This window comes from Nitrospira sp. BLG_1, from assembly GCF_047338595.1.
Lineage (GTDB): Bacteria > Nitrospirota > Nitrospiria > Nitrospirales > Nitrospiraceae > Nitrospira_D.
The window spans coordinates 21,320-41,462 of the sequence record NZ_JBLFBO010000011.1; the positions used below are offsets into that span (position 1 = coordinate 21,320).

At 54.7% G+C, this 20,143-nt stretch carries 16 protein-coding genes; 8 read left to right on the plus strand and 8 right to left on the minus strand.

Annotation, left to right across the window (positions count from 1 at the left end):
• Positions 1 to 9: 9 nt before the first annotated feature.
• The 3 genes from ACMTNU_RS11215 to ACMTNU_RS11225 form a co-directional block, all read right to left on the minus strand.
• A complete protein-coding gene (locus ACMTNU_RS11215) occupies positions 10 to 2,142 on the minus strand; it encodes a TonB-dependent receptor plug domain-containing protein (protein WP_413935339.1) in 2,133 nt (710 codons plus the stop codon).
• 307 nt (positions 2,143 to 2,449) lie between these two features.
• Positions 2,450 to 3,865 (minus strand): Si-specific NAD(P)(+) transhydrogenase, encoded by a 1,416-nt coding sequence (gene sthA, locus ACMTNU_RS11220; protein WP_413935340.1) that lies wholly within the window; start codon positions 3,863 to 3,865, stop codon positions 2,450 to 2,452.
• Entirely contained in the window at positions 3,862 to 4,752 is an 891-nt protein-coding gene (locus tag ACMTNU_RS11225; protein ID WP_413935341.1) for an HDOD domain-containing protein, read from the minus strand. The genes sthA and ACMTNU_RS11225 overlap by 4 nt, the downstream gene beginning before the upstream one ends.
• Before the next feature lie 131 nt (positions 4,753 to 4,883).
• Between ACMTNU_RS11225 and ACMTNU_RS11230 the strand changes: the two genes are divergently transcribed.
• Positions 4,884 to 5,312, plus strand: coding sequence for a hypothetical protein (locus tag ACMTNU_RS11230; RefSeq protein ID WP_413935342.1), 429 nt, complete (start codon positions 4,884 to 4,886; stop codon positions 5,310 to 5,312).
• Positions 5,313 to 5,353: 41 nt separating this feature from the next.
• Positions 5,354 to 5,677, plus strand: a complete 324-nt coding sequence (locus tag ACMTNU_RS11235; protein ID WP_413935344.1) for a cupin domain-containing protein — start codon at positions 5,354 to 5,356, stop codon at positions 5,675 to 5,677.
• 99 nt (positions 5,678 to 5,776) lie between these two features.
• Here ACMTNU_RS11235 and ACMTNU_RS11240 read toward each other — a convergent pair whose 3' ends face one another.
• The 5 genes from ACMTNU_RS11240 to ACMTNU_RS11260 all read right to left on the minus strand — a co-directional run bounded on the left by ACMTNU_RS11240 (position 5,777) and on the right by ACMTNU_RS11260 (position 10,752).
• A complete protein-coding gene (locus ACMTNU_RS11240; RefSeq protein ID WP_413935345.1) occupies positions 5,777 to 6,238 on the minus strand; it encodes a c-type cytochrome in 462 nt (153 codons plus the stop codon).
• Between the two features lie 299 nt (positions 6,239 to 6,537).
• Complete coding sequence (locus ACMTNU_RS11245; protein WP_413935346.1) at positions 6,538 to 8,403, minus strand: transketolase; 1,866 nt, start codon at positions 8,401 to 8,403, stop codon at positions 6,538 to 6,540.
• A gap of 180 nt (positions 8,404 to 8,583) precedes the next feature.
• A complete protein-coding gene (locus ACMTNU_RS11250; protein WP_413935347.1) occupies positions 8,584 to 9,168 on the minus strand; it encodes a fibronectin type III domain-containing protein in 585 nt (194 codons plus the stop codon).
• Between the two features lie 285 nt (positions 9,169 to 9,453).
• The gene (locus ACMTNU_RS11255; protein WP_413935348.1) at positions 9,454 to 10,311 is read right to left on the minus strand and encodes a sulfite exporter TauE/SafE family protein; all 858 of its coding nucleotides are present in this window, start codon (positions 10,309 to 10,311) and stop codon (positions 9,454 to 9,456) included.
• 6 nt (positions 10,312 to 10,317) lie between these two features.
• Positions 10,318 to 10,752, minus strand: coding sequence for an RrF2 family transcriptional regulator (locus tag ACMTNU_RS11260; protein ID WP_413935349.1), 435 nt, complete (start codon positions 10,750 to 10,752; stop codon positions 10,318 to 10,320).
• Between the two features lie 255 nt (positions 10,753 to 11,007).
• Between ACMTNU_RS11260 and ACMTNU_RS11265 the strand changes: the two genes are divergently transcribed.
• From ACMTNU_RS11265 to ACMTNU_RS11290, 6 genes are all read left to right on the plus strand, one after another.
• Positions 11,008 to 11,943, plus strand: coding sequence for a glycine--tRNA ligase subunit alpha (locus tag ACMTNU_RS11265; RefSeq protein ID WP_413935350.1), 936 nt, complete (start codon positions 11,008 to 11,010; stop codon positions 11,941 to 11,943).
• Positions 11,944 to 12,006: 63 nt separating this feature from the next.
• Positions 12,007 to 14,136: a glycine--tRNA ligase subunit beta gene (glyS, locus tag ACMTNU_RS11270; protein ID WP_413935351.1), complete on the plus strand. Its 2,130-nt coding sequence runs from the start codon at positions 12,007 to 12,009 to the stop codon at positions 14,134 to 14,136.
• A 63-nt stretch (positions 14,137 to 14,199) separates the two neighbouring features.
• The gene (locus ACMTNU_RS11275) at positions 14,200 to 14,691 is read left to right on the plus strand and encodes a hypothetical protein (protein ID WP_413935352.1); all 492 of its coding nucleotides are present in this window, start codon (positions 14,200 to 14,202) and stop codon (positions 14,689 to 14,691) included.
• A gap of 215 nt (positions 14,692 to 14,906) precedes the next feature.
• Positions 14,907 to 17,741, plus strand: coding sequence for a pyruvate, phosphate dikinase (ppdK, locus tag ACMTNU_RS11280; protein WP_413935353.1), 2,835 nt, complete (start codon positions 14,907 to 14,909; stop codon positions 17,739 to 17,741).
• On the plus strand, positions 17,738 to 18,856 hold the full coding sequence (gene ribD, locus ACMTNU_RS11285) for a bifunctional diaminohydroxyphosphoribosylaminopyrimidine deaminase/5-amino-6-(5-phosphoribosylamino)uracil reductase RibD (RefSeq protein ID WP_413935354.1): 1,119 nt from the start codon (positions 17,738 to 17,740) through the stop codon (positions 18,854 to 18,856). The genes ppdK and ribD overlap by 4 nt, the downstream gene beginning before the upstream one ends.
• Positions 18,853 to 20,142 carry a hypothetical protein gene (locus ACMTNU_RS11290; protein WP_413935355.1) on the plus strand — a complete coding sequence of 430 codons (1,290 nt, stop codon included), beginning with the start codon at positions 18,853 to 18,855 and terminating at the stop codon, positions 20,140 to 20,142. The genes ribD and ACMTNU_RS11290 overlap by 4 nt, the downstream gene beginning before the upstream one ends.
• Position 20,143 lies beyond the last annotated feature (1 nt).

Here is a 20,143-nt window from a genome sequence, read left to right on the forward strand (position 1 = left end):
AGCCTGTCTCTAGAACCTGTATTTCAGTTTCACCCAAAAGGTTCGACCGTCTTGATCAATGATGTCTTGCCGATGTTCACCAGAACCAGGATAACCATATTTCTGGTTCGCCAAATTGTTGATGTGGGCAGAGAGCTCCCATCCCCTGATGAGCTTTTGGCTGAAGAGCGATAGGTTGAGAATGTAGAACGGACTGGCGTTATTCCCTGCGAGTGTGAGGCGCGAACTTGTGTAGCGGCCTTCGAACCCGGCGAAGAGCTTATCGCCAACAATCGGGACAATCAGATTGGTCTTCGCCAAGTGCTGAGGGGAATTGGTGAGGATCTGATCCATCTGGTCATTGCGCGTGGTCTGAATCGCGTAGCTGATTCGTCCTTCAAGACCGGACGGCCATTTCCCTTCGACCGTGAATTCCGCACCCCGCGCAGTGATGTCATCCACGTTATCGTAGAAGAGCTTGCCATCGACGGGATCAGTCGTCTGACTGATCAGGCCGGAAATGTTGTATTGGTAAAGACTGCCCAAGGCGCGGAAGTGATGACCGAGGTATTGCTCAACGACGAGCTCGTAGGTCTTGATCTTTTCGGGTTGGATGTTCGCATTGACCTTGAAGGTGGAGCCTGTCACGTAGAACTGTTCGTAGGGGTTCGGCGCCCGAAATGCCTGTCCGTACAGCAGTTTCACCGTGGTCTTGTTCCAGGTGGAAATCAGTCCCACCCGAGGATTTGTCGTGCCTCCAAACGTACTGTAGTGGTCATGGCGCACACCCGCGACCAACGTCAGATGGTCCATGATCGTCCATTCATCTTGCAGATAGGCTGCAACGAAGCTGGAACGGCGCTTGTCGTCGAGGTACGTCGCCGGAGGGTTGATGTCCCGGTTACTCTGATTGAGGCGAAATTGATCCCGATACTCTGTTCCGACGGTGAGCTTGTGCTGGTCGAAGAATCGTTTTGTGGCCGTGAGTTCAGCCCCCCACCAGTCAGCTTCGGTCACATCCTTATTGAGAATAGACGGTGGGTTGCTGATTCCGGAGTCATAGGGGAGATCCGAATAATAATAGTACCGATCAAAATAGAGCCGCGCTTTCACATTGAGGTGATTGCTGAACTCATGCTGATAGACAAGATCCAGATAGGTTCGTTCATCGACTGTCAGTTGGCGATTATCATTAAACAGTGTTCCGAAGGCGGCGGTCGGGACGTTCTTCTTGCGCCATTGGTGACCGCCCGCGAGGGTGAAATCACCATAGGAGAGTTTGCCGGTGTAGTAATACAGGTTGTCTCGGTCGGCATACTTGGCGATGCCGTTATTGATCGACGAAAACGCTGGGTAGAACAATTCCCGGTGGCCTTCGCTGTCGGAATACGAACCGGAGAGAAGCACTTCGAGGCCGTTCGAGAATTTATTGCCGTAGCTGAGGCGGCCTCGATAGGTGTTGAAGCTTGATGCTTCTCCGGATACCTCGGTGCCCTTGAGATCACGACCACGTTTGGTGATCACATTCACAACACCAAAGAGTGCATTGGTTCCATACAGGGAGGAGCCTGGTCCTTTGATGATCTCAACGCGATCGATCAAGTCGATGTCAATGGGTGTCTCCGTGCCAGTCCCCCCTTGATCAAAAACGGCATCGTTGATGCGGTGGTTATCGATCAATAACAGGACGCGTGAGGTATAATCGCCAGGCCGGTTGAACCCTCGAATGCCCAGGTAGCCATAATTGCGATCCGTGTTGGTAAACAAGCCCGGAACGCTATCGAGAATCTGGGCGAAGTTTCGGTACCCGTATTTCCTGACTTGTTCAGCGGTAATGATGGTCACGGCAGCCGGCGCCTCGTGGACTTTCTGATCGTATTTGGCGGCGCCGTAGACCGAGGGGATTTCATCGAACAGCGTCCTTTCACTCAGGGCTGAATCGGTGGGGGGAGCCTGAGGATTGCCATTGGCAGGTGTTGGAAGGTCGAGGGGCAGATCCATGGCTGGGTCGGCAGCAGAGTCTGTTTGGACCGGAGAGACCGGTTCAGGGGCAGCTGTTCCATGCGATGTCCCTTCGCACAGCAAGATCAGCGTAATGCCTAGGACCAGGAGATCTCTTGGCTGAAACAGCCGTCGGACAGACCACAAGCGTGACGGTCGCATAGCTACCCCGTGAAGAAGGTCTTTCACGGCGATATCGGTCAATGAAGTCAGTAACTTGAAGACAAGGCTTGTTACGGACCGTTTTATCGGTGAGCACAGGGTTGCTGGATGGCTCAAGCGGTGAAGAAGGGTACTTCCCCATCAGGTCTCTATCAAGGGAACGGTTTCCCCTCAGGACCGAGACTCGAGAAGGAGCGCTGAACACGGTAGAGGCATGGCTGGCGGTGCATGCTTAGAGTGCGACGATTCGCCACCGAATGTCTCAGCGTCGGCTGTGTTTCGCCGGTGGTAGTGCGAGACAACCGTGCTATGCGGCTTTCGCCGCCTGGCGTTTTGCCACTTGGCCCAGGATATCCAGCGCGGCGATGCGGTAGGCTTCGGCATAGGTTGGAAAGTTGAAGACGTTGTCGATGAACGATTCGATCGTTGTGCCGCTTTGCAGTGCGAGTTGTCCGATGTGGACCAGCTCCGTTGCGGAATCGCCGACCACTTGGACACCGAGCAGCCGTTCACCGGCCGGATCGGCGATCATCTTGAGCAGACCCTGACCACCACCTGAGATCTGTGCACGGGCAATTTCCTCAAACTTCGCCCGCCCTACAAGCGGATCCCTATATCGCTCTCTGGCACCCATCTCATCCAATCCAATGCTGGCCATTTCGGGAATGGTGTAGATCCCCAGTGGGATGGTGGAGGCGGCGTCCCCGATTGGGAGATTGAGGGCGTGCCGGACGGCACGTCGTCCTTGCTCCATTGCCTTTGATGCGAGAGCCGGTCCACTGACCATGTCGCCGACGGCATAGATGTGTTCCATCGTGGTCTGACAATATTGATTAACCGGGATGAGCCTGTTGTCTGAGAGGGTAATGCCGGCTGCTTCAAGGTCAAGATCTTCAATGTTCGCTTGCCGTCCGAGGGCGACCAGCATCTTTTCACTCTTGATGATGGTCCCATTCTTGAGCGTGGTGACGACATGCGTCACCCCGTCCCATCGCACATCCGCGATCTGGCTCTCGCCGAAATAATGACTGCCATGGTTTTCCAGTCCCCTGACAAACTGGTCAACCAGTTCCTTATCCATGAATTGCAGCGGGTAGGGTGCGCGGTCAACAAGTGTGACTTCCACGCCCAATAACGCAAAGATCGAGGCATACTCGCAGCCGATCACCCCTCCTCCCACGACGGTCAATGATTGAGGGAGGTACAGCATCGAGAGGAGCGAGTCACTGTCGAGAATGTGCTCATGATCGACAGGAATGTCGTTGGGATTTCTCGGGCGTGATCCCGTTGCGACGACAATCGTGTCTGCCGTGAATTGTTGAGAGGCTCCATCGACGGTTTGCATCTCGATGGTGCGGGGGTTGACGAATCGTGCTCGACCATGGAGCAAGGCGATGCCGTTTCGGCGGAGTTGCTTGCTCATGAATGAATCATGAGCTTGGACGACCTGTTCAAGGCGACTGAGAAGCGTGGAGATTTGGGTATCTGGTTTCAGATTGAACTGTAAGGCTTCACCGGCTCGCTTGAGTCGATCAAGATGGAGGGCGCTCTCTCGCAATGTCTTACTTGGAATGGTTCCGCGATAGACGCAGCTTCCTCCAATCCCACGTTCTCGTTCGATAAGGGCGACCCGTTTGCCGGCTTTTGCCCCTTGGACCGCAGCTTTCTGGCCGGCTGGACCGGCTCCGATCACGATGATGTCGTACGTAGTTGGTATGCTCATAGGTTCATGGCATTCACAATGGTTAAGACCTGCTCTTTGGTGGTCAGCAGTTTATCGACGTCTGGAGGGTACAGGTTCAACTCAGCGAATACTGGATGATCGCGGAGACTGTCTTCGGGCATTTCTTCCGGCGTGAGGAGGTGGCTCGCCAATCGATCTGCAACAAAGGTGAGCATGCATTCCTGGCGGAAGGCGGTGGTGTGCTCGTAATCCACGTAGTATTGGATCGCTTCCGCCACTTGTTTGGGCAAACTCCATTTACCGGCGATCAGAACGCCCACCTGGGTATGGTAGCCCTCGATCAATGTCTTGATGTGAGATTTGTTGTCCAGTATCGTGGCCAGTGCTTTGACCCAATCGTTTTTTTTGTCTTGAGCAATCGTCGTGGTTATCCGCAGGACAACGGGTTTGCCGATTTCATGTAAGAGTCCACAGAGATATGCGCTTTCGACATTCATACGTTTCACACGGGCGACTTCTTTTGCAAAGGCCCCGGTGGCCAACGAATGTCGCCAGAGCTGTTTGACTTCATTCTCATATCCCGGTATCTGGAACGCACCGACCTTTAATGATGCGGTAAAGGCGATTTCAGATAGCAAGGTGATTCCCAACATAGCGACTGCGTGCTGGAGCGAAACGACCGGACTCCTGGGCATGTAGGCCGGCGAATTGGCAATCTTCAACACATGAGCGGCAAGGGCTTGGTCCTGATGGATCAATGCGGAGAGCTTTGCCGCATCGGCACTTGGATCTGACGCGAGCGCCATCACTCTGCTGGCGGCTTGCGGCAAGAGTGGAAGCTCAATTTCCCCTGTCTTGATTTTCTGTATGAGAGCCTGTTCAAGCTGCTCGAGTGGAGAACAGGCTGGCTGTGTTTCAGGGGGCATAGAGGGGCTCCCAGGTTGTGACCCTGCTGTTCCAGACAGTGCTTTGTCGGTTGCTCGTCCAGGAAAGTTTAGCAGTCGTGACTTTGCCCGGAGTCCTGACTATACTGACTCCTTCTAGGGAGGGAGAGGCGATGCGATGGTCGACAGGAATGCTCTGGGTTTCGATAGCTGGTTTGATGATTTGTCAGAACGTTCGAGCTGAGTCGACGGTCGGGACGGACAAGATCGTCAAGGAAGCGCGTGAGACAATCGAGGCCACCAAGGAGTATACGGATCAGCAAAAAACGGCATTTCAACGGAAAGCGCAGGAGGAACTTGCGGCACTTCAGCAGCAGATCGCCGCATTACGCGGGAAAGTGGCAGACGCATCGGCATCTACCCGGGCGGAGTTGCAGAAATCGCTCAATGAATTAGAGAAAAAGAAGGACGGTGTGAGGGAACAGCTTGATGGGCTGAAGCAGACCACTGATAAGAAATGGCAGGATGTGCAGGATGGCATGAACAGTGCGTTGCACGAACTCAAACAGTCCTATCAGAAACTGCTGTCGCGCATACCATAACGTTCGATTTTATCTGTCCAGGTGACCGGAATGGAGTACCGATGATGAAGGTGATCACTCTGGCTGACTGTCAAGAGTTTGCCAGCGACAAAATGAAGAAGAACAATCTGTTCCAAACCGAACGGTTGTTCTGTGATATCTATTGCTTTGAGCCTGGTCAGGAACAAAAGGGGCATATCCATGGCCACCAGGACAAGGTCTACATTGTTCTGGAGGGGCAGGGAACATTTCAGGTTGGCTCAGAACGCCGCATGCTCGAGGCTGGGCAAGGTACGCTTGCCCCCGCAGGAGAAGAGCATGGCGTGAAGAATCACACGACCCAGCGACTCAAAGTGCTGGTGTTCGTTGCCCCCAATCCAGCCTGATGAGTCATAGTGATTATGGCTCGGCCATGAAATGCGAAGGGGGAGAAGCGGCGTCCCGCATTCTCCCCCTCTCATTCTATCGGATCGGAATTCGGATGATTACGGCTTGTAATCCGAATGGTCGGAGGGCTTCCCGTCGTGCGAGAACATATGCTGATAGGCGATGACTTGCCAAATCTGTTGTTCTGATAGGAGTCCCTTCCAAGCCTTCATTTTCGTCTTTGGGATTCCTTCAGCGACACGCCAGTACCAATAGCTGTCCGAGTATCGCGTCGTGTTCTTCGGGTCTCGGAGGTCCCGTGCACCCTTCTTGACCGGCTTGCCATCTTTACCGTGGCAACTCGCACAGTTAATGTCGGTATTGAACTCGCCACGATAAATCTTTCCACCTTCTTCGATAGCTTTTGGATCGGTCCATCCACCGGCGGGCATGTGTTTACCTGCATAGTCGGCTGGAACCGGGGCTATGGGCGAGAGATCTTCGGCGGAGGCGAGGCCTCCCGAAAGAATCAGGGCACACCCCATTGCAAATACTGAGACACTGATAATCTTCCTCGTCATTCGTCCCTCCTGTTGAGTTGTAAGATGACCTGCCCGTCTTCTGTGTTGACGTCAATCGACGTGTTCAACGTATTGATCCAATCGGCATAAACTATACCACAGTTTTTTTTGAAAAATGTGAAAACGTCGTACGGAGAGGTTGCCTTCGTAACCGAATAATTGGGTGTCGTACAATCGTGCCGAACTGCGCGTCTGAGGCCTGATGCGCTTCCGAATGGTCGGATAAATCAGATAAGTCATGATGTTTGGCCAGCAACGAGGTGACGGGACCCAGGGCATGATTCCAAAGGCCCCACATGCTATTTGACGATGGCCTTTACCGCCTCTACGATGGAGCGTGCGCCGATTCCGTAGTGGTCGATGAGTTCATCGGGCTTTCCACTATGTGGAATTTCGCGAACGGCGAGTTTATGCACGCACATCCCCTCGGTACTCACGGCATTGAGGACGGCATCACCAAGGCCTCCATGGGCATAGTGATCTTCCACCGTGAGGATTCGGCGCTGGGTCGCCTGTCCACTCTCCATCAACGTTGTTCGATCAATCGGGGCGATACTGTAGAGATCGATGACACGGACGGCGATGCCCGCCGCTTTGAGCTGGTCATAGGCTTTCAACGCCTCAAACAGAGTCACACCAGCCGCCACGATAGTGAGCACATCCGCGGTGCTTTGCCTGAGGACCTTACTCCCGCCGATATGGAACCGCTCGTCTGCTCCGTAAATCACCGGGTTCTTTGGTCTGCCCGCCCGGACATAGACCATCCCTTTGTGCCGAGCCGCAGCCTCGATAAGGTGATAAGTTGAATTTCCATCCGAGGGATAGAGGACGGTCACATTGGGTTGCGCGGCCATCATGGCGATGTCTTCAAGCCCCATTTGTGAGGGGCCGTCTTCGCCGATACTTACGCCGACGTGGGTTCCCACCAGCTTAATATTCGAGCCACTGACGGCAGCCATGCGGATGAAGTCGTAGGCTCGGCTCAAGAAGCAGGCGAACGTCGCAGCAAATGGAACTTTCCCGCAGGCCGCCAGCCCAGCGGCCGCGCCCACCATATTTTGTTCGGCGATGAAATTCTCGAAGAATCGATTGGGGAACGTTTTTCCGAATTTGTCGGTATAGGTCGAGTTTTTGACGTCGGCATCCAGCGCAACGGTGAGAGGATGGACGGCTCCCAGGGCTTCCAGTGCCGCTCCGAACGCTTCGCGTGTCGCGACGGAGTCGCCGATTGTGTACGGGGCCGCCGGCATGGTTCCCATGGCCGGTGAAGGACTGGCTGGAGCGGATGGTTTGGAGATCTGGATCGTCGTGTTATTTGGTCGTAACTGTTGAGTCAGTTCGTCGATGGCTTTTTGTGATTCTTCGCCCTTCTTTAAAGGCTTTCCGTGCCATTCGGCTTTGTTTTCAATAAATGAAATCCCCTTGCCCTTATAGGTCTTGGCCAGCAACACGGTCGGGCGCCCCTTGGTACGGGCTGCTTCATCGAAGGCTGAGAGGATTGCGGCCAGGTCATGGCCATCGACGACGATCGCATGCCATCCGAATCCGGTCCAGCGTGACCGATAGGCCTCCATGTCATGTTGCAGCATGGTAGGATCACTCTGGCCCAATCGATTGATATCAACGATGGCGCAAAGATTGTCCAGTGCGTAGTGGCGCCCGACTTCAGCGGCTTCCCAGACCGACCCCTCAACGGATTCACCGTCTCCCATCAGCACGTAGGTACGGTAATCGAGTGTATCGACGAACTTGGCATTCAGTGCGATCCCAATTCCGACTGAGAGTCCTTGCCCAAGCGAGCCGGTTGCCATATCGACGAACGGCAAGCGGGGAGTCGGGTGTCCTTCCAAATCGGATGTTAGAGTACGCAGCTTCAAGAGGTCGCTGGAAGGGAACAATCCTGCCTCTGCCCAGGCGGCGTATAAGAGTGGTGCGGCATGCCCTTTTGAAAGGATAAAGCGGTCACTGTTGCGCGCCTTCGGATTGTGCGGGTCGTATCGCATGACGGAGAAAAACAACGCTGCGACGATATCCGCTGCCGAGGCACAACTCGAAGGATGCCCGCTGCCTGCTTCGCTCGTGGCTCGCACACTGCCGATCCTGAGTTGCGTTGCTTTGTTGTGTAGGGCGGTGAGGAGTTCAGACGACGTGACTAAACCGGCCATGGAGAGTCCTTTCATCAGTAGCGCAAGGGGTGGCAGACTCCACTAGTCGCTAATTACTGTTTCGGATGCAAAAGATGACGTCGGAGGCTAGCAAATCGTCGGAGGGAGGTCAACAACGAAGCTCCCCTGATGAGTCCAGGGGAGCTGTACGAGTGCGAGGAGGTGTCAGGCTGACGGCTCTCAGGTCTGAGGAGTAGCAGGAGTGACTACTATGATCTCATTTGAACAAGGAGTGTCCGATTCGCTTTCTGATTCGCCAAAGGCGCTGACTGCAAAGAAATAGGGTGTATTGGGTTCGAGGTCGGTAATTGTGGCTGGGGGAGCCCCGACGCGTTGGCTTTGCTCGTAGGAACACGAGCCGTACTCTCCGGGTGATTGTTTCCCGTAGTGGACAAAATAACCGAGCACATTGGGGTCCGTCGAGGCTTCCCACCTCAATTGAGTTGTGACCCCGGTTGAGACAGGGGGCGATAAGATTTCAGGGGCCTCCTGTTCATCAGGGTCTGGGATACTTGCCACTTCTTCTGGATCTTGGGCCTCATTTTCGGTTGGTTCCGTTATCTGATTCTCGTCTCCTTCTCCTGCCCCTAATGACGCGGTCTGTTCTGTTGGGGAAGACGGCGAGGAAACGAGCGGCCCCGTTCCATTTCCACTCTCGCTACAGCTGACAAATGAAAGGGCCATAAAGCTCAAGAGAATCAGACCAACCATTGAGTGCCAGGGCTTGCTGCAGGCAAATCTGAAAGAATCGGAATACATTGGCATCTGATCGTGCTCCTTCAATAGAGGGAAATTGCCATGGTTACTTGTTGTTGCAAGTGCAACACATGTATGCCAGGTCGAGGTTAAGCACGTTTAATGCCACACGTATTTAAAAGTAAACATCCAATATATCAGTTGCTTATGGACTTCTTGGAAGTGGTGGCTATGCAGGTGTGAAGGATTCAACCTTCAAGTACTACGAGAAGTGGAACGTGATGGAATATTTCAGATGATGGGGGGAGTTTGGTGCCTAGAGTCTCTGCAATCGATCTCTCATGTCAGGATCTATTACGGAGGGGGTTGTTTCAAAATGCCCCCATCACCGCGATCTCTAAAGAAGCGATAGAGGAGGTAGCCATTGATCAGGATCACGATGGACAAGATGCCGTACGTGGTCACCTGCGAGGCGAGATCGAGTTCTCCCAGGACACGGGAGAGACCGAATCCCACGATAAGCCCATCGAATGCCATGCAGATCCGTCTGAAGGTCTCGGGATCCATCAGCCGTATCACATACGTCCCAAGTGGGATTCCGATGATGATGCTCGGAATAATGTACGGAATAATTTCCATGCTGCCTGCGCTGTAGAAGCCGATAAATCCGTAGGCGATTGCTGTCAGTGACGATTCCGCTAAACGAATGATTCCCAGAGCGGCACGGAAGTCTTGTTTGGGGTAGCCTTGATTGTTAAAGAGAAGCGCCAGCGGTGGGCCCGAAATTGTCGTGACGGAATACAGGGTGCCCAACCCAAGTCCAAATGGGACGGCGATCGCTTTTTCTGCACGGATGGGTTTTCGAATACCCGCAGCCTGAAGAAGAATCAAAGGCAATAAGAAAAAATAGGTGACGAACTTGATCCAGGCTGGTTGTACCAAAAACAGGAGGTAGCTCCCAACAGCGACTCCCACTGCAAGACCACCCAGAATTGGCGCGACCCGCCAGAAGACGTTGGGAATGCTCTTCCGGTTCACGAACAGCACATAGGCATTGATGACCAGTTCAACCAAAACAAGGGCAGGGTTGAGGATCCGATTCGTGTAAAACACCAGGGCAACGGGAACTGTAATGGAAGAGAAACCATATCCGAGGGCACCATTGACCGTAGCGGCGACAAAGGTGATGAGAACCAGAACGACCGTATCCATGAGTGGTTACCCTCTCTGGTGGCCCGCGGCAAAGTCGGCCAGCGAATAGTGATCAAGTATCCCGGCGATGGCATCACGGACGGTGCCCATGGCCTCCTGCACAGGACAGCGGGGTTTGTTCGCGTAGGGGCACTCATTGCATTTCTGGTAGGCCGTTTTACTGACGCAGCTGATAGGGGCGAGCGGGCCATCGAGGATGCGGATGACTTGGCCCAGAGTGATGTCTTTGGGTTGCTTGATGAGCGCATAGCCGCCTTTCATCCCGCGGCGGCTGGAGACGAGTCCGGCACGTTTGAGCATGAGCAGAATCTGTTCCAGGAATTCGATGGGGATATGCTGGCGGGCTGCAATCTCCTGACGTTGCAGCGTGGCTTTCCCATGCATCAAGGCGAGTTCGATCAACGCGCGGAGCCCATATTCACTTTTTTTGGACAGTTTCATTGCGATTCAAATATGAGTAAGTTTGTCAACAATTTCTACAATAAGGGAGACCTCTGACTCAGGTCAATCTGAAAATTCAGTAAGAGAGCGGTGCTGGGTCTTTGTTCTGGTTAATAGGTTCATGTCGGTTCGGGTGGCGGATCGTCGATCGGAAAGGGCTTGTTCCTTGACAGGGCAAAAGCGTTCTTGCTAGCTTGACGTCCTAATCTCACAGGCAAGTATCAGATCATCTCCCATGGCCAGGCTGTAGATGTAGTGACGTTCCAAGAACTGATTCTTACCCTCCATCGATTCTGGGCTGATCAGGGTTGTGTGATCCATCAGCCGTACGATATGGAGATGGGGGCAGGGACGTTTCATCCTGCGACTTTTCTCCGCTCACTGGGTCCGGAACCGTGGTGTGCTGCCTACGCACAGCCCTGTCGTCGTCCGACGGACGGTCGCTATGGGGAAAACCCCAATCGCATGCAGCACTATTATCAGTATCAGGTCGTGCTGAAACCGGCTCCCGACAATATTCAGGAGCTGTATCTGGAGAGTCTGACCCGGCTGGGAATCAACCCTAAGCAACACGATATCCGCTTCATGCAGGATGATTGGGAGTCGCCGACCTTAGGGGCGTGGGGTTTGGGTTGGGAAGTACGGTTGGATGGGATGGAAATCACCCAGTTCACCTACTTTCAGGAAATTGGAGGGATTGAGCTGAGTCCCATCACGGGTGAGATTACGTATGGGACTGAGCGGATTGCGATGTACTTGCAGCAAGTAAACAATGTGTTTGATCTGGCCTGGACGGACTCGATCAAGTACGGCGACATTCACCATGAAACTGAGGTGCAGGGGTCGCGCTACAACTTTGAACAGGGCGATGTGCCGATGCTGATGCAGCTGTTTCAATCGTATGAGGCAGAGTGCAAGCGTCTGTTGGCACAGACCGATACACGATTAACGCTCCCGGCCTACGATTATTGCATCAAGTCATCCCATGCGTTCAATCTCTTGGACGCGCGGGGAGCCATCAGTGTGGCAGAACGGACGGGGTACATCGCCAGAGTGCGGGCGTTGGCGAGGCAGTGTGCTGAACGTTATGTCGAGGAACGGGAGGCAATGGGCCATCCACTGTTGAACCGTGAAGAGAAAGCCGCGAAGTCCGGCAAGGCTCATTCGAAGGTCAGAGTCGGACGGCGATAACTCGCTATGGCGATCCAGAAGAAAATGGTACGGCGGAGTGCTGGCCAGAAAAAAGATAAAAAGATGTCCGGACCTTCCGTGGCTGAATTGCTGCTGGAAATCGGCGTAGAAGAACTGCCGTATCAGTTCATTGCTCCTGCCTTGGTGTCACTCAAGGAATCCGCTGAGCGCCTGTGTTCCGATCAACGGCTTACCCTTCAGTCGGTCCGTACCATGGGCACGCCACGTCGCCTGACGATTGTGGTCGATGGCTTGGCAGCAAGGCAGACGTCCATAACGAAAGAAGCGATGGGGCCATCGAAGGCCGTGGCATTTGACCAAACCGGACAACCGACCAAGGCGGCTCTTGGGTTTGCCGCAGGTCAGGGTGTCGCGGTTCAAGATTTACAAGTGAGACAAACCCCCAAAGGCGAATATCTGTTTGCGGCGAAACATGAAGCAGGCCGTCCGACGGCCGCAGTGCTGGTCGATCTGCTCCCGCAACTCGTGTCAGCGCTCTCGTTTCCAAAAGCGATGAAGTGGAATGAGGCCGGTGTGCGGTTTGCCCGTCCGCTGCGGTGGGTGATGGCGGTCTACGGAGGGTCGGTCTTGCCGGTCAAGGTCGCCGGGATTACGGCAGCCAACCAGACAAAAGGGCATCGAGTCTTGGGCGCAGGGGAATGGGTGTCGGTTCGCGATGCCGGGTCCTATCTCAGGACATTGGAGCGTCAGGGCGTCATCGTTGAACCCCAGCGCCGCCGCCAACTGATCGAGGAACAAATTGCGGCTCTTTGCCAGAAGGCCGGATTGCAACTGAATCAAGACGAGGCCTTGCTTGACCAAGCGGTGTACTCGACCGAGCAACCGACCGCAGTCATGGGGTCGTTTAAGGAGACCTACTTGGACGTGCCGGAGGAGATTCTCATTACCTCCATGAAAGAGCATCAAGGATTCTTTTCGTTACGACACAAGCAGACCGGTAAGCTGGCGCCTCATTTCATCACCGTGGCGAATAACCGAGTCAAGGATATGTCCTTGATCCGTGAAGGCAACGAGCGGGTGCTGGCAGCACGATTGGCCGACGCCAAGTTCTTTTTCGACGAAGATCGCAAGGTTCGTCTTAACGAGCGGGCAAAGAAGCTGGGCGGGGTCACATTCCACCAGAAGCTTGGTACGATGGCGCAGAAACAGGAACGGGTCGGAAAACTGGCGGGGTTCATCGCCGAACGGGTCCCTTCCGGCCAGGCAGAGTTACGCCAGATTGCTGAACGGGCGGCAGCTCTCTCCAAAGCCGATTTATTGACGGGCATTGTGGGGGAGTTTCCCGAATTACAAGGGATCATGGGAGGTGAATACGCCCGACATGACGGTGAAGCAACGGCAGTCGCGCAGGCGATTCGGGAGCAGTATCTCCCCAAGGCTATTGAAGGGGAGCTGCCGAAGTCAGTGGCGGGTCAGGTTCTCTCTCTGGCCGATCGACTTGATTCCATAGCGGCTTTCTTCCATGTTGGTATAGTACCGACTGGATCGGAGGATCCTTTTGCACTCAGGCGGCACGCGACCGCGATTGTGCGCATCCTGCTGGAAGGAAACCTTCAGTTGGATCTGCAGCGATACATTGATCAGGCGAAAATCTTGGTTTCTGATGACGGCTTCAAGGGAGTTCAAGATTCCGAAAAGCTAGACGGACAACGAATCACGGATTTCATCTTCGAACGGGTTCGGCACTATGTTCGGGTCGTGTATGGTTTTCGTGATGATGTCATCGACTCGGTGCTGAAGGCTTATGACCAGTCGGCGGATCTGGTCGGTCTTGTGCAGAAGATGAAGGCTATTGAAATAGTAACGAGGAAACCAGAGTTCGATCCATTGATTGTGGGCTTCAAGCGTGCACACAGGTTGGTGGAAAAAGAGCAGTGGGAGTGCCAGGCGGTCGATGCTAGAAAATTTCAGGATCCGTCGGAAGGGGCGCTTTACGACGCAGTTGTTAAAGAGGGAGAGAAGATGGGGTTCGCCCTATCGGCGGGGAACTATCAGGAGGCATTGAATTCTTTGGTAGGACTTCGGCCGGTGATTGATGCATTTTTCGAAGCTGTCATGGTAAACGCAGAAGACAAGGCGATCCGTAGCAATCGGTTGTCGCTACTCAAGGCAGTCGATGACCTGTTCATGGCATTCGCAGACTTTTCCCAGATTGTGGTACAAGGGCGGTAAGTAGATCGAATCAGGCGAACGTCGAACGGCTTTTACTGGGGATTGTATCCCACCGGAGTGGTCATGGATCAGCCGATGACGGGTGAATGCCGTCGGGCGGTGAAGATCCGACGATTTTCTTTGGTGGTCTCGCTGGTGTTGATCGTCGGCTGCAATGCTGTTCTTTTCGTTGGGTTCAGAATGAGCGGCATCAACTTGGATGACCTGGTCAAAACCCCCGATCTGTTCGACGCCAAACACGATGTGTGCCTTCGGTTGTCGTGGCAGTCGTTGCCCGGGGCGAGCGAACCGGTCAGGCTCTGTTCGGAATGGCTGAATCTGTCGGATCCGAGCGGCACGACCCACTCCCTCCAACCCGACACGAAACTCAAGAAGGGTTCGGACGGCCAGTACTATGTCGATCACGCGGTGCAGGCCGACTATCGATTGTTGTTGCTGCTATTGTTCGTCACCGTCATTATCATAGGAGGCGTCCGGGCGAAGTGGTTCTTAGTGAATCGCTATCGACTGCATCTGGAATCAACCGACGGTCATCGCGCGTCGCCCGCTCGTTGATCCGTACAGAGTAGAAGGCTGTGGAGAGCCTGGTTCATGTCGACACAAGGGCCAGGGTTCTTCCTGCGGGGTTAACGCCGGATAACTTTAGGATGCTCAAACAGGCCGTCCAGCAAGGCCGCTGAGAGACGAGACCTGCCTCGCTCAGCCGCTTGGGCAAGGCGAGGAACGTTGCTGGCGGACTTGTTCAGCATCCTGTCAGAAGGAGAAGTCACGTGGCAAAAAAATACGTCTACTATTTCGGAGACGGAAAAGCCGAGGGTACCTCCAACATGAAGGAGTTGCTCGGCGGAAAAGGTGCGGGGTTGGCCGAGATGACGAACCTCCGTATCTCCGTCCCCCCGGGCTTTACGATCACGACGGAAGCTTGTATCGAGTACTACAAGCAGGGAAAGAAATATCCTCCAGGGATGTGGGATGCGGCATTGGCCTCGCTGAAGCGTGTCGAACGGTCCATGGGGATGAAGTTCGGTGATCCCGAGAAGCCGCTATTGGTGTCGGTACGATCCGGCGCACGTGCCTCGATGCCAGGCATGATGGATACGGTACTCAACGTGGGCCTTACCCTGAAGACGGTGGAAGGACTGGCCGCGAAGACGAAGAACGAGCGATTTGCCCAGGATAGTTATCGTCGCTTCGTCACGATGTTCGGCAGCATCGTCATGGGCGTCCCTCGCGAGCATTTCGAAGCGATTCTGAACCATAAAAAAGAGGAAATGGGTGTCACGCACGAGACACAATTGGACGCGCGGGCGTTGCGGGATCTCGTCGGGCGATTCAAGTCGTTGGTGAAAGAGGAAACCGGGAAAGATTTCCCGGACGATCCGAATGAACAGTTGAAAATGGCGATCAACGCCGTGTTCTCGTCCTGGAACGGCGCACGGGCGATTACCTATCGGCGCCTGAACGGGATTCCCGATCACTGGGGGACTGCGGTCAATGTCGTTGCGATGGTGTTCGGCAACATGGGCGACACGAGCGGAACCGGTGTGGCTTTTACTCGAGATCCGAATACCGGCGAACATACATTCTTCGGCGAATGTCTGATGAATGCCCAGGGTGAAGATGTCGTCGCCGGTATCAGAACGCCGCTGCCGGTTACCGCGCTGGCCACGAATGTCCCGGCCGCCTATAAGGAGCTTGAGCACACCTATAAGAAACTGGAAAAACATTATCGAGACATGCTCGACCTGGAATTTACGATCCAGGAGGGTAAGCTCTACATGCTCCAAACACGAGTCGGAAAGCGTACCGGCATCTCAGCCGTTCGTATCGCGGTGGAAATGGTCAAGGAAGGATTGATCTCAAAGCGGGAGGCCGTGCAGCGTGTGGGTCCTGATCAATTGGCGCAATATCTCTACCCGATTTTTGATTCCAAGGTCGAGTCCAGCTCGACTCCGTTGGGGAAAGGGCTGCCGGCCGGCCCTGGTGCGGCAGCGGGGAAGATTGCGCTGACGCCGGATCGTGCGGTGGAAATGAAAGCGGCCGGTCAGCGCGTGGTGTTGGTTCGTGACGAAACCAGCCCGGACGACATTCATGGTATGAATGCGGCCACCGGGTTCTTGACGGCACGTGGCGGGATGACCTCGCACGCCGCTGTGGTGGCGCGGCAGATGGGGAAGGTCTGCGTGGCCGGATGCGAAGCGGTTCAGGTGATTGATGCTCAATCAGTGCGGATCGGTTCGAAAGTATTTCACGAGGGAGAGTACATTTCCGTCAATGGATCAACCGGCAATGTGTATGACGGCGATGTGCCGGTGGTGGAGTCGGAAATCATTCAAGTGGTGCAAGGAAAGCTGGATGCCAAGAAGTCCGAAAAATACCAGCTGTTTGCCACGTTGCTCTCATGGGCCGATGCGGAACGTCGATTGCGCGTCCGGGCGAATGCTGATGTGCCGGATCAGGCGAAGATTGCGCGAGGGTTCGGGGCTGAGGGGATCGGATTGTGCCGGACCGAGCATATGTTTTTCGCCGAGGATCGTATCTCGATCATGCAGAAGATGATCTTGGCACGGACGAAAGAGGAGCGTGAGAAATTTCTTGATCAGTTGCTGCCGCTCCAGAAACAAGATTTTATCGGCCTCTATCGTGAAATGGAAGGTTTTCCGGTCACGATTCGGTTGCTTGATCCGCCGCTCCATGAGTTCTTGCCAAAACGAGAAGAGCTGATGGTGGAGATCGCGCAGCTGGAATTGACGGCGAGTGACGGGCCGAAGCTCCAGGAAAAACGCCGCTTACTGACCCGTGTCGAAGAACTCCACGAGTTTAATCCCATGCTCGGCCTTCGGGGCTGCCGGCTTGGGATCACGATGCCGGAGATCACGCGCATGCAGGCACGGGCGATTATGGAAGCGGCCTGTGAGCTGGCGAAGGAGGGGAAGAAGATCGTACCGGAAATTATGATCCCGCTCGTCGGCATGATCTCCGAAATGAAGTCGCAGAAAGATCTCGTGAGAGAAGTGGCCCAGGAGACGATGAAACGGTACGGGGTAAAATTGAATTATCTGGTCGGGACCATGATTGAATTGCCTCGTGCGGCGGTCACGGCTGATCGGATCGCGCAGGAGGCTGAGTTTTTCTCCTTCGGGACGAACGACTTGACGCAGACGACGTTCGGTTTCTCACGCGATGATGCCGCTAAGTTCATTGATTTCTATAAGACCGAAAAGATCATGGACTCGGATCCTTTCGCCGTGCTCGATCGCGAGGGCGTCGGGTCGCTGATGAAGCAAGCGATCGCGGGCGGGCGCAAGACGCGGGAAAATATTAAGCTGGGCATTTGCGGCGAACATGGCGGCGATCCCAGTTCCGTTGAGTTCTGCAATCAGCTCGGATTGGACTACGTCAGTTGCTCACCATTCCGCGTGGCGATTGCCAGGCTGGCGGCGGCACAGGCTGCCATTGCGGAAGCATCCGCTAAGCCGGCTCTATCCAAGAGAGCCGCGACCGCTCGGGTGAAGACCGCAAAGTCCAGGAAGACATCCTTATCATCGTCAAAGCGAGCGAAGCCGGCATCCAAACTGTCTGTAGGTAGCCGCAAGAAACGGTGACTGACCGTACACGAGATCTCCACTATATGACCTTGGCCCTTTGCCTGGCGGCGAAGGGCCAAGGAACGACAAGCCCGAATCCGATGGTCGGCGCCGTCGTCGTCAAACAGGGCCGGATCGTCGGCCAGGGTTTTCATCTCCGACCAGGCACCCCTCACGCAGAAATTCTTGCGTTACAGCGAGCCGGAACGCAGGCACGAGGCGCCACGCTTTATGTGACACTTGAGCCTTGTTGCCATCTCAAGAAACGAACACCGCCTTGCGTGCCCGAAGTTTTACGTTCCGGCATCCGTCGGGTTGTGATTGCGATGTTGGATCCCAATCCAGCCGTGAAGGGGAAGGGAACCGCTGCGCTTCGTCGAGCCGGACTCTCCGTCATGGTGGGAGTAGCCCGACCCGAAGCGGAGAATTTGAACAAGGCCTATTGCCATTGGATGAAGACGGGCCGTCCCTATGTGACGCTCAAGGCCGGGATGACGCTCGATGGACAGCTGGCGACGGCCTCTGGTGAATCTCAGTGGATTACCGGGAAGAAGTCTCGCGAGGAGGTGCATCGGCTTCGAGGCGAGGTCGATGCGGTGCTGGTTGGGCTGGGGACAGTGCTGGCAGACGATCCTTCTTTGACGGCTCGTGTGGGTTCCGATCTCAATACACTGGCTTCACGGCAGCCTCTTCGCATTGTCCTTGATAGTCGCCTGCGTACTCCGCTCAAGGCGAAGGTCTTGGCTTTACAGGACAAGGCTAAGACGATGATTGCCACCACTATCGGGGCTCCAGCGGTTCGACGGTCGGCGCTGCAGAAGAACGGTATCGAGGTGCTGATCGTGCCGGCTGTTGACGGTCAAGTCTCGTTGCCCGCGTTGCTTAAGGAGCTCGGTCGGCGTGGGATCACATCTCTTCTCCTGGAGGGAGGAGGTGAGGTGAATGCGTCGATGCTGAAGGCCAAGTTGATCGATCACGTTCGCCTCTACATGGCGCCGCTGTTACTCGGCGGGCAGAATGCCAAAGGAGTGATCGGAGGGGAGAGTCCGGCACGGCTTGCGGGCGCGATCGCTTTGCAGGATGTGGTGACCAGATTTGTCGGCAATGACGTAGTAGTAGAAGGAGAGCTGTGATTGTCTTCCTCCGGAGTCTGTTCTTATTGATCGTTCTTGCCAGTGTTCCTACCTCCAGTTTTGCAGAGGAGGCGGGACCAGCCATCACGGGGCTTGCTTCACGTGTCTTCCAGTATCTTGATGTTGTTGAGGGTGATGCCGCTGAACGGCTGCTGCAGGGAGTCCTCTCTGATGAGAGCGCGTCCATCGATACTGTTTCTCAGCTGATACGGACTAGCCGAATCTACCAGAACCAGCCTGTCGGGAATCTTCCACATGAACAGATCATGATCCGTGGACAGACCTATCCGTTGTCCCTGTTTATTCCATCAACATATCAATCGTCACAATCCTATTCCCTGGTTGTGTGTCTGCATGGATTCGGTTTTACCGGTGAAGAATATTTGGAGCGTTGGCGGGGCAGGTTGAGTGAAGACTATCTCTTGGCCTGTCCGACCTATCCGTCCGGAGCCTGGTTTACGAGACGTGCGGAAGACCTGGTGTTGGCAACCATCCGAGAACTTCGCACACGCTATCATATCGACCCCGACCGGATATTTCTGACCGGCATGTCGAACGGTGGGATCGGAGCCTGGCTCATCGGCATGCATCATGCGCCGGTGTTTGCCGGCATCGCACCGATGGCGAGTGGACTGGACAATGTGCTCATGCCGTTTTTAGCCAATCTTCGGCAGACACCCATCTATATGATTCACGGCATGAAGGATCAGGTGATGCCGGTGGACTTGAGTCGTTCGATTGCCCGTGAGCTTGATGGGCTCGGCTATGCGTATGTGTATCGCGAACATGAACGAGAACATCCCGTAGCGGGGGGACATTATTTCCCCAAGGAAGAGTTGCCGGACCTTGTGGACTGGTTCAACGGTCACCGCCGTGAGCCCTTGCCGACAAGGCTCACCGTCATACGAGACGGGAGTCATTTCCAACCGTTCAACTGGGTCCGTCTGGATTCGACTGATCCTATCGCGGCATTTTCAGATGATTTGGTAGACAAGCGCGATGAACGAATCAAGCGTCGGGTCTATGCGAAGCTGGATGCCTCCATTCGAGACGGGAATCGGATCGAGGTGCACACGCAGCATGTGCGACGGTACAGTCTGTTCTTGAATCAGTCGCTGATTGATCCGGCCAAGCCGTTGACCGTGGTTACGAACGGGCAGGTCTCGTTTGAAGGAACCGTCACGCCGTCGCTGGAAACCTTGCTGCGCCAAGCCAGACTCAGGCAGGATCCTCAGCGGCTCTTCCCTATTCATCTCTCCATTTCCGTTCCAACCGCGGATCCATGAA

Bases quoted from the DNA above. Each gene is read 5' to 3' on its own strand.
- ACMTNU_RS11215 (WP_413935339.1), bottom strand. From the start codon at position 2,142: ATGCGACCGTCACGCTTGTGGTCTGTCCGACGGCTGTTTCAGCCAAGA.
- sthA (WP_413935340.1), bottom strand. From the start codon at position 3,865: ATGAGCATACCAACTACGTACGACATCATCGTGATCGGAGCCGGTCCA.
- ACMTNU_RS11225 (WP_413935341.1), bottom strand. From the start codon at position 4,752: ATGCCCCCTGAAACACAGCCAGCCTGTTCTCCACTCGAGCAGCTTGAA.
- ACMTNU_RS11230 (WP_413935342.1), top strand. From the start codon at position 4,884: ATGCGATGGTCGACAGGAATGCTCTGGGTTTCGATAGCTGGTTTGATG.
- ACMTNU_RS11235 (WP_413935344.1), top strand. From the start codon at position 5,354: ATGATGAAGGTGATCACTCTGGCTGACTGTCAAGAGTTTGCCAGCGAC.
- ACMTNU_RS11240 (WP_413935345.1), bottom strand. From the start codon at position 6,238: ATGACGAGGAAGATTATCAGTGTCTCAGTATTTGCAATGGGGTGTGCC.
- ACMTNU_RS11245 (WP_413935346.1), bottom strand. From the start codon at position 8,403: ATGGCCGGTTTAGTCACGTCGTCTGAACTCCTCACCGCCCTACACAAC.
- ACMTNU_RS11250 (WP_413935347.1), bottom strand. From the start codon at position 9,168: ATGCCAATGTATTCCGATTCTTTCAGATTTGCCTGCAGCAAGCCCTGG.
- ACMTNU_RS11255 (WP_413935348.1), bottom strand. From the start codon at position 10,311: ATGGATACGGTCGTTCTGGTTCTCATCACCTTTGTCGCCGCTACGGTC.
- ACMTNU_RS11260 (WP_413935349.1), bottom strand. From the start codon at position 10,752: ATGAAACTGTCCAAAAAAAGTGAATATGGGCTCCGCGCGTTGATCGAA.
- glyS (WP_413935351.1), top strand. From the start codon at position 12,007: ATGTCCGGACCTTCCGTGGCTGAATTGCTGCTGGAAATCGGCGTAGAA.
- ACMTNU_RS11275 (WP_413935352.1), top strand. From the start codon at position 14,200: ATGGATCAGCCGATGACGGGTGAATGCCGTCGGGCGGTGAAGATCCGA.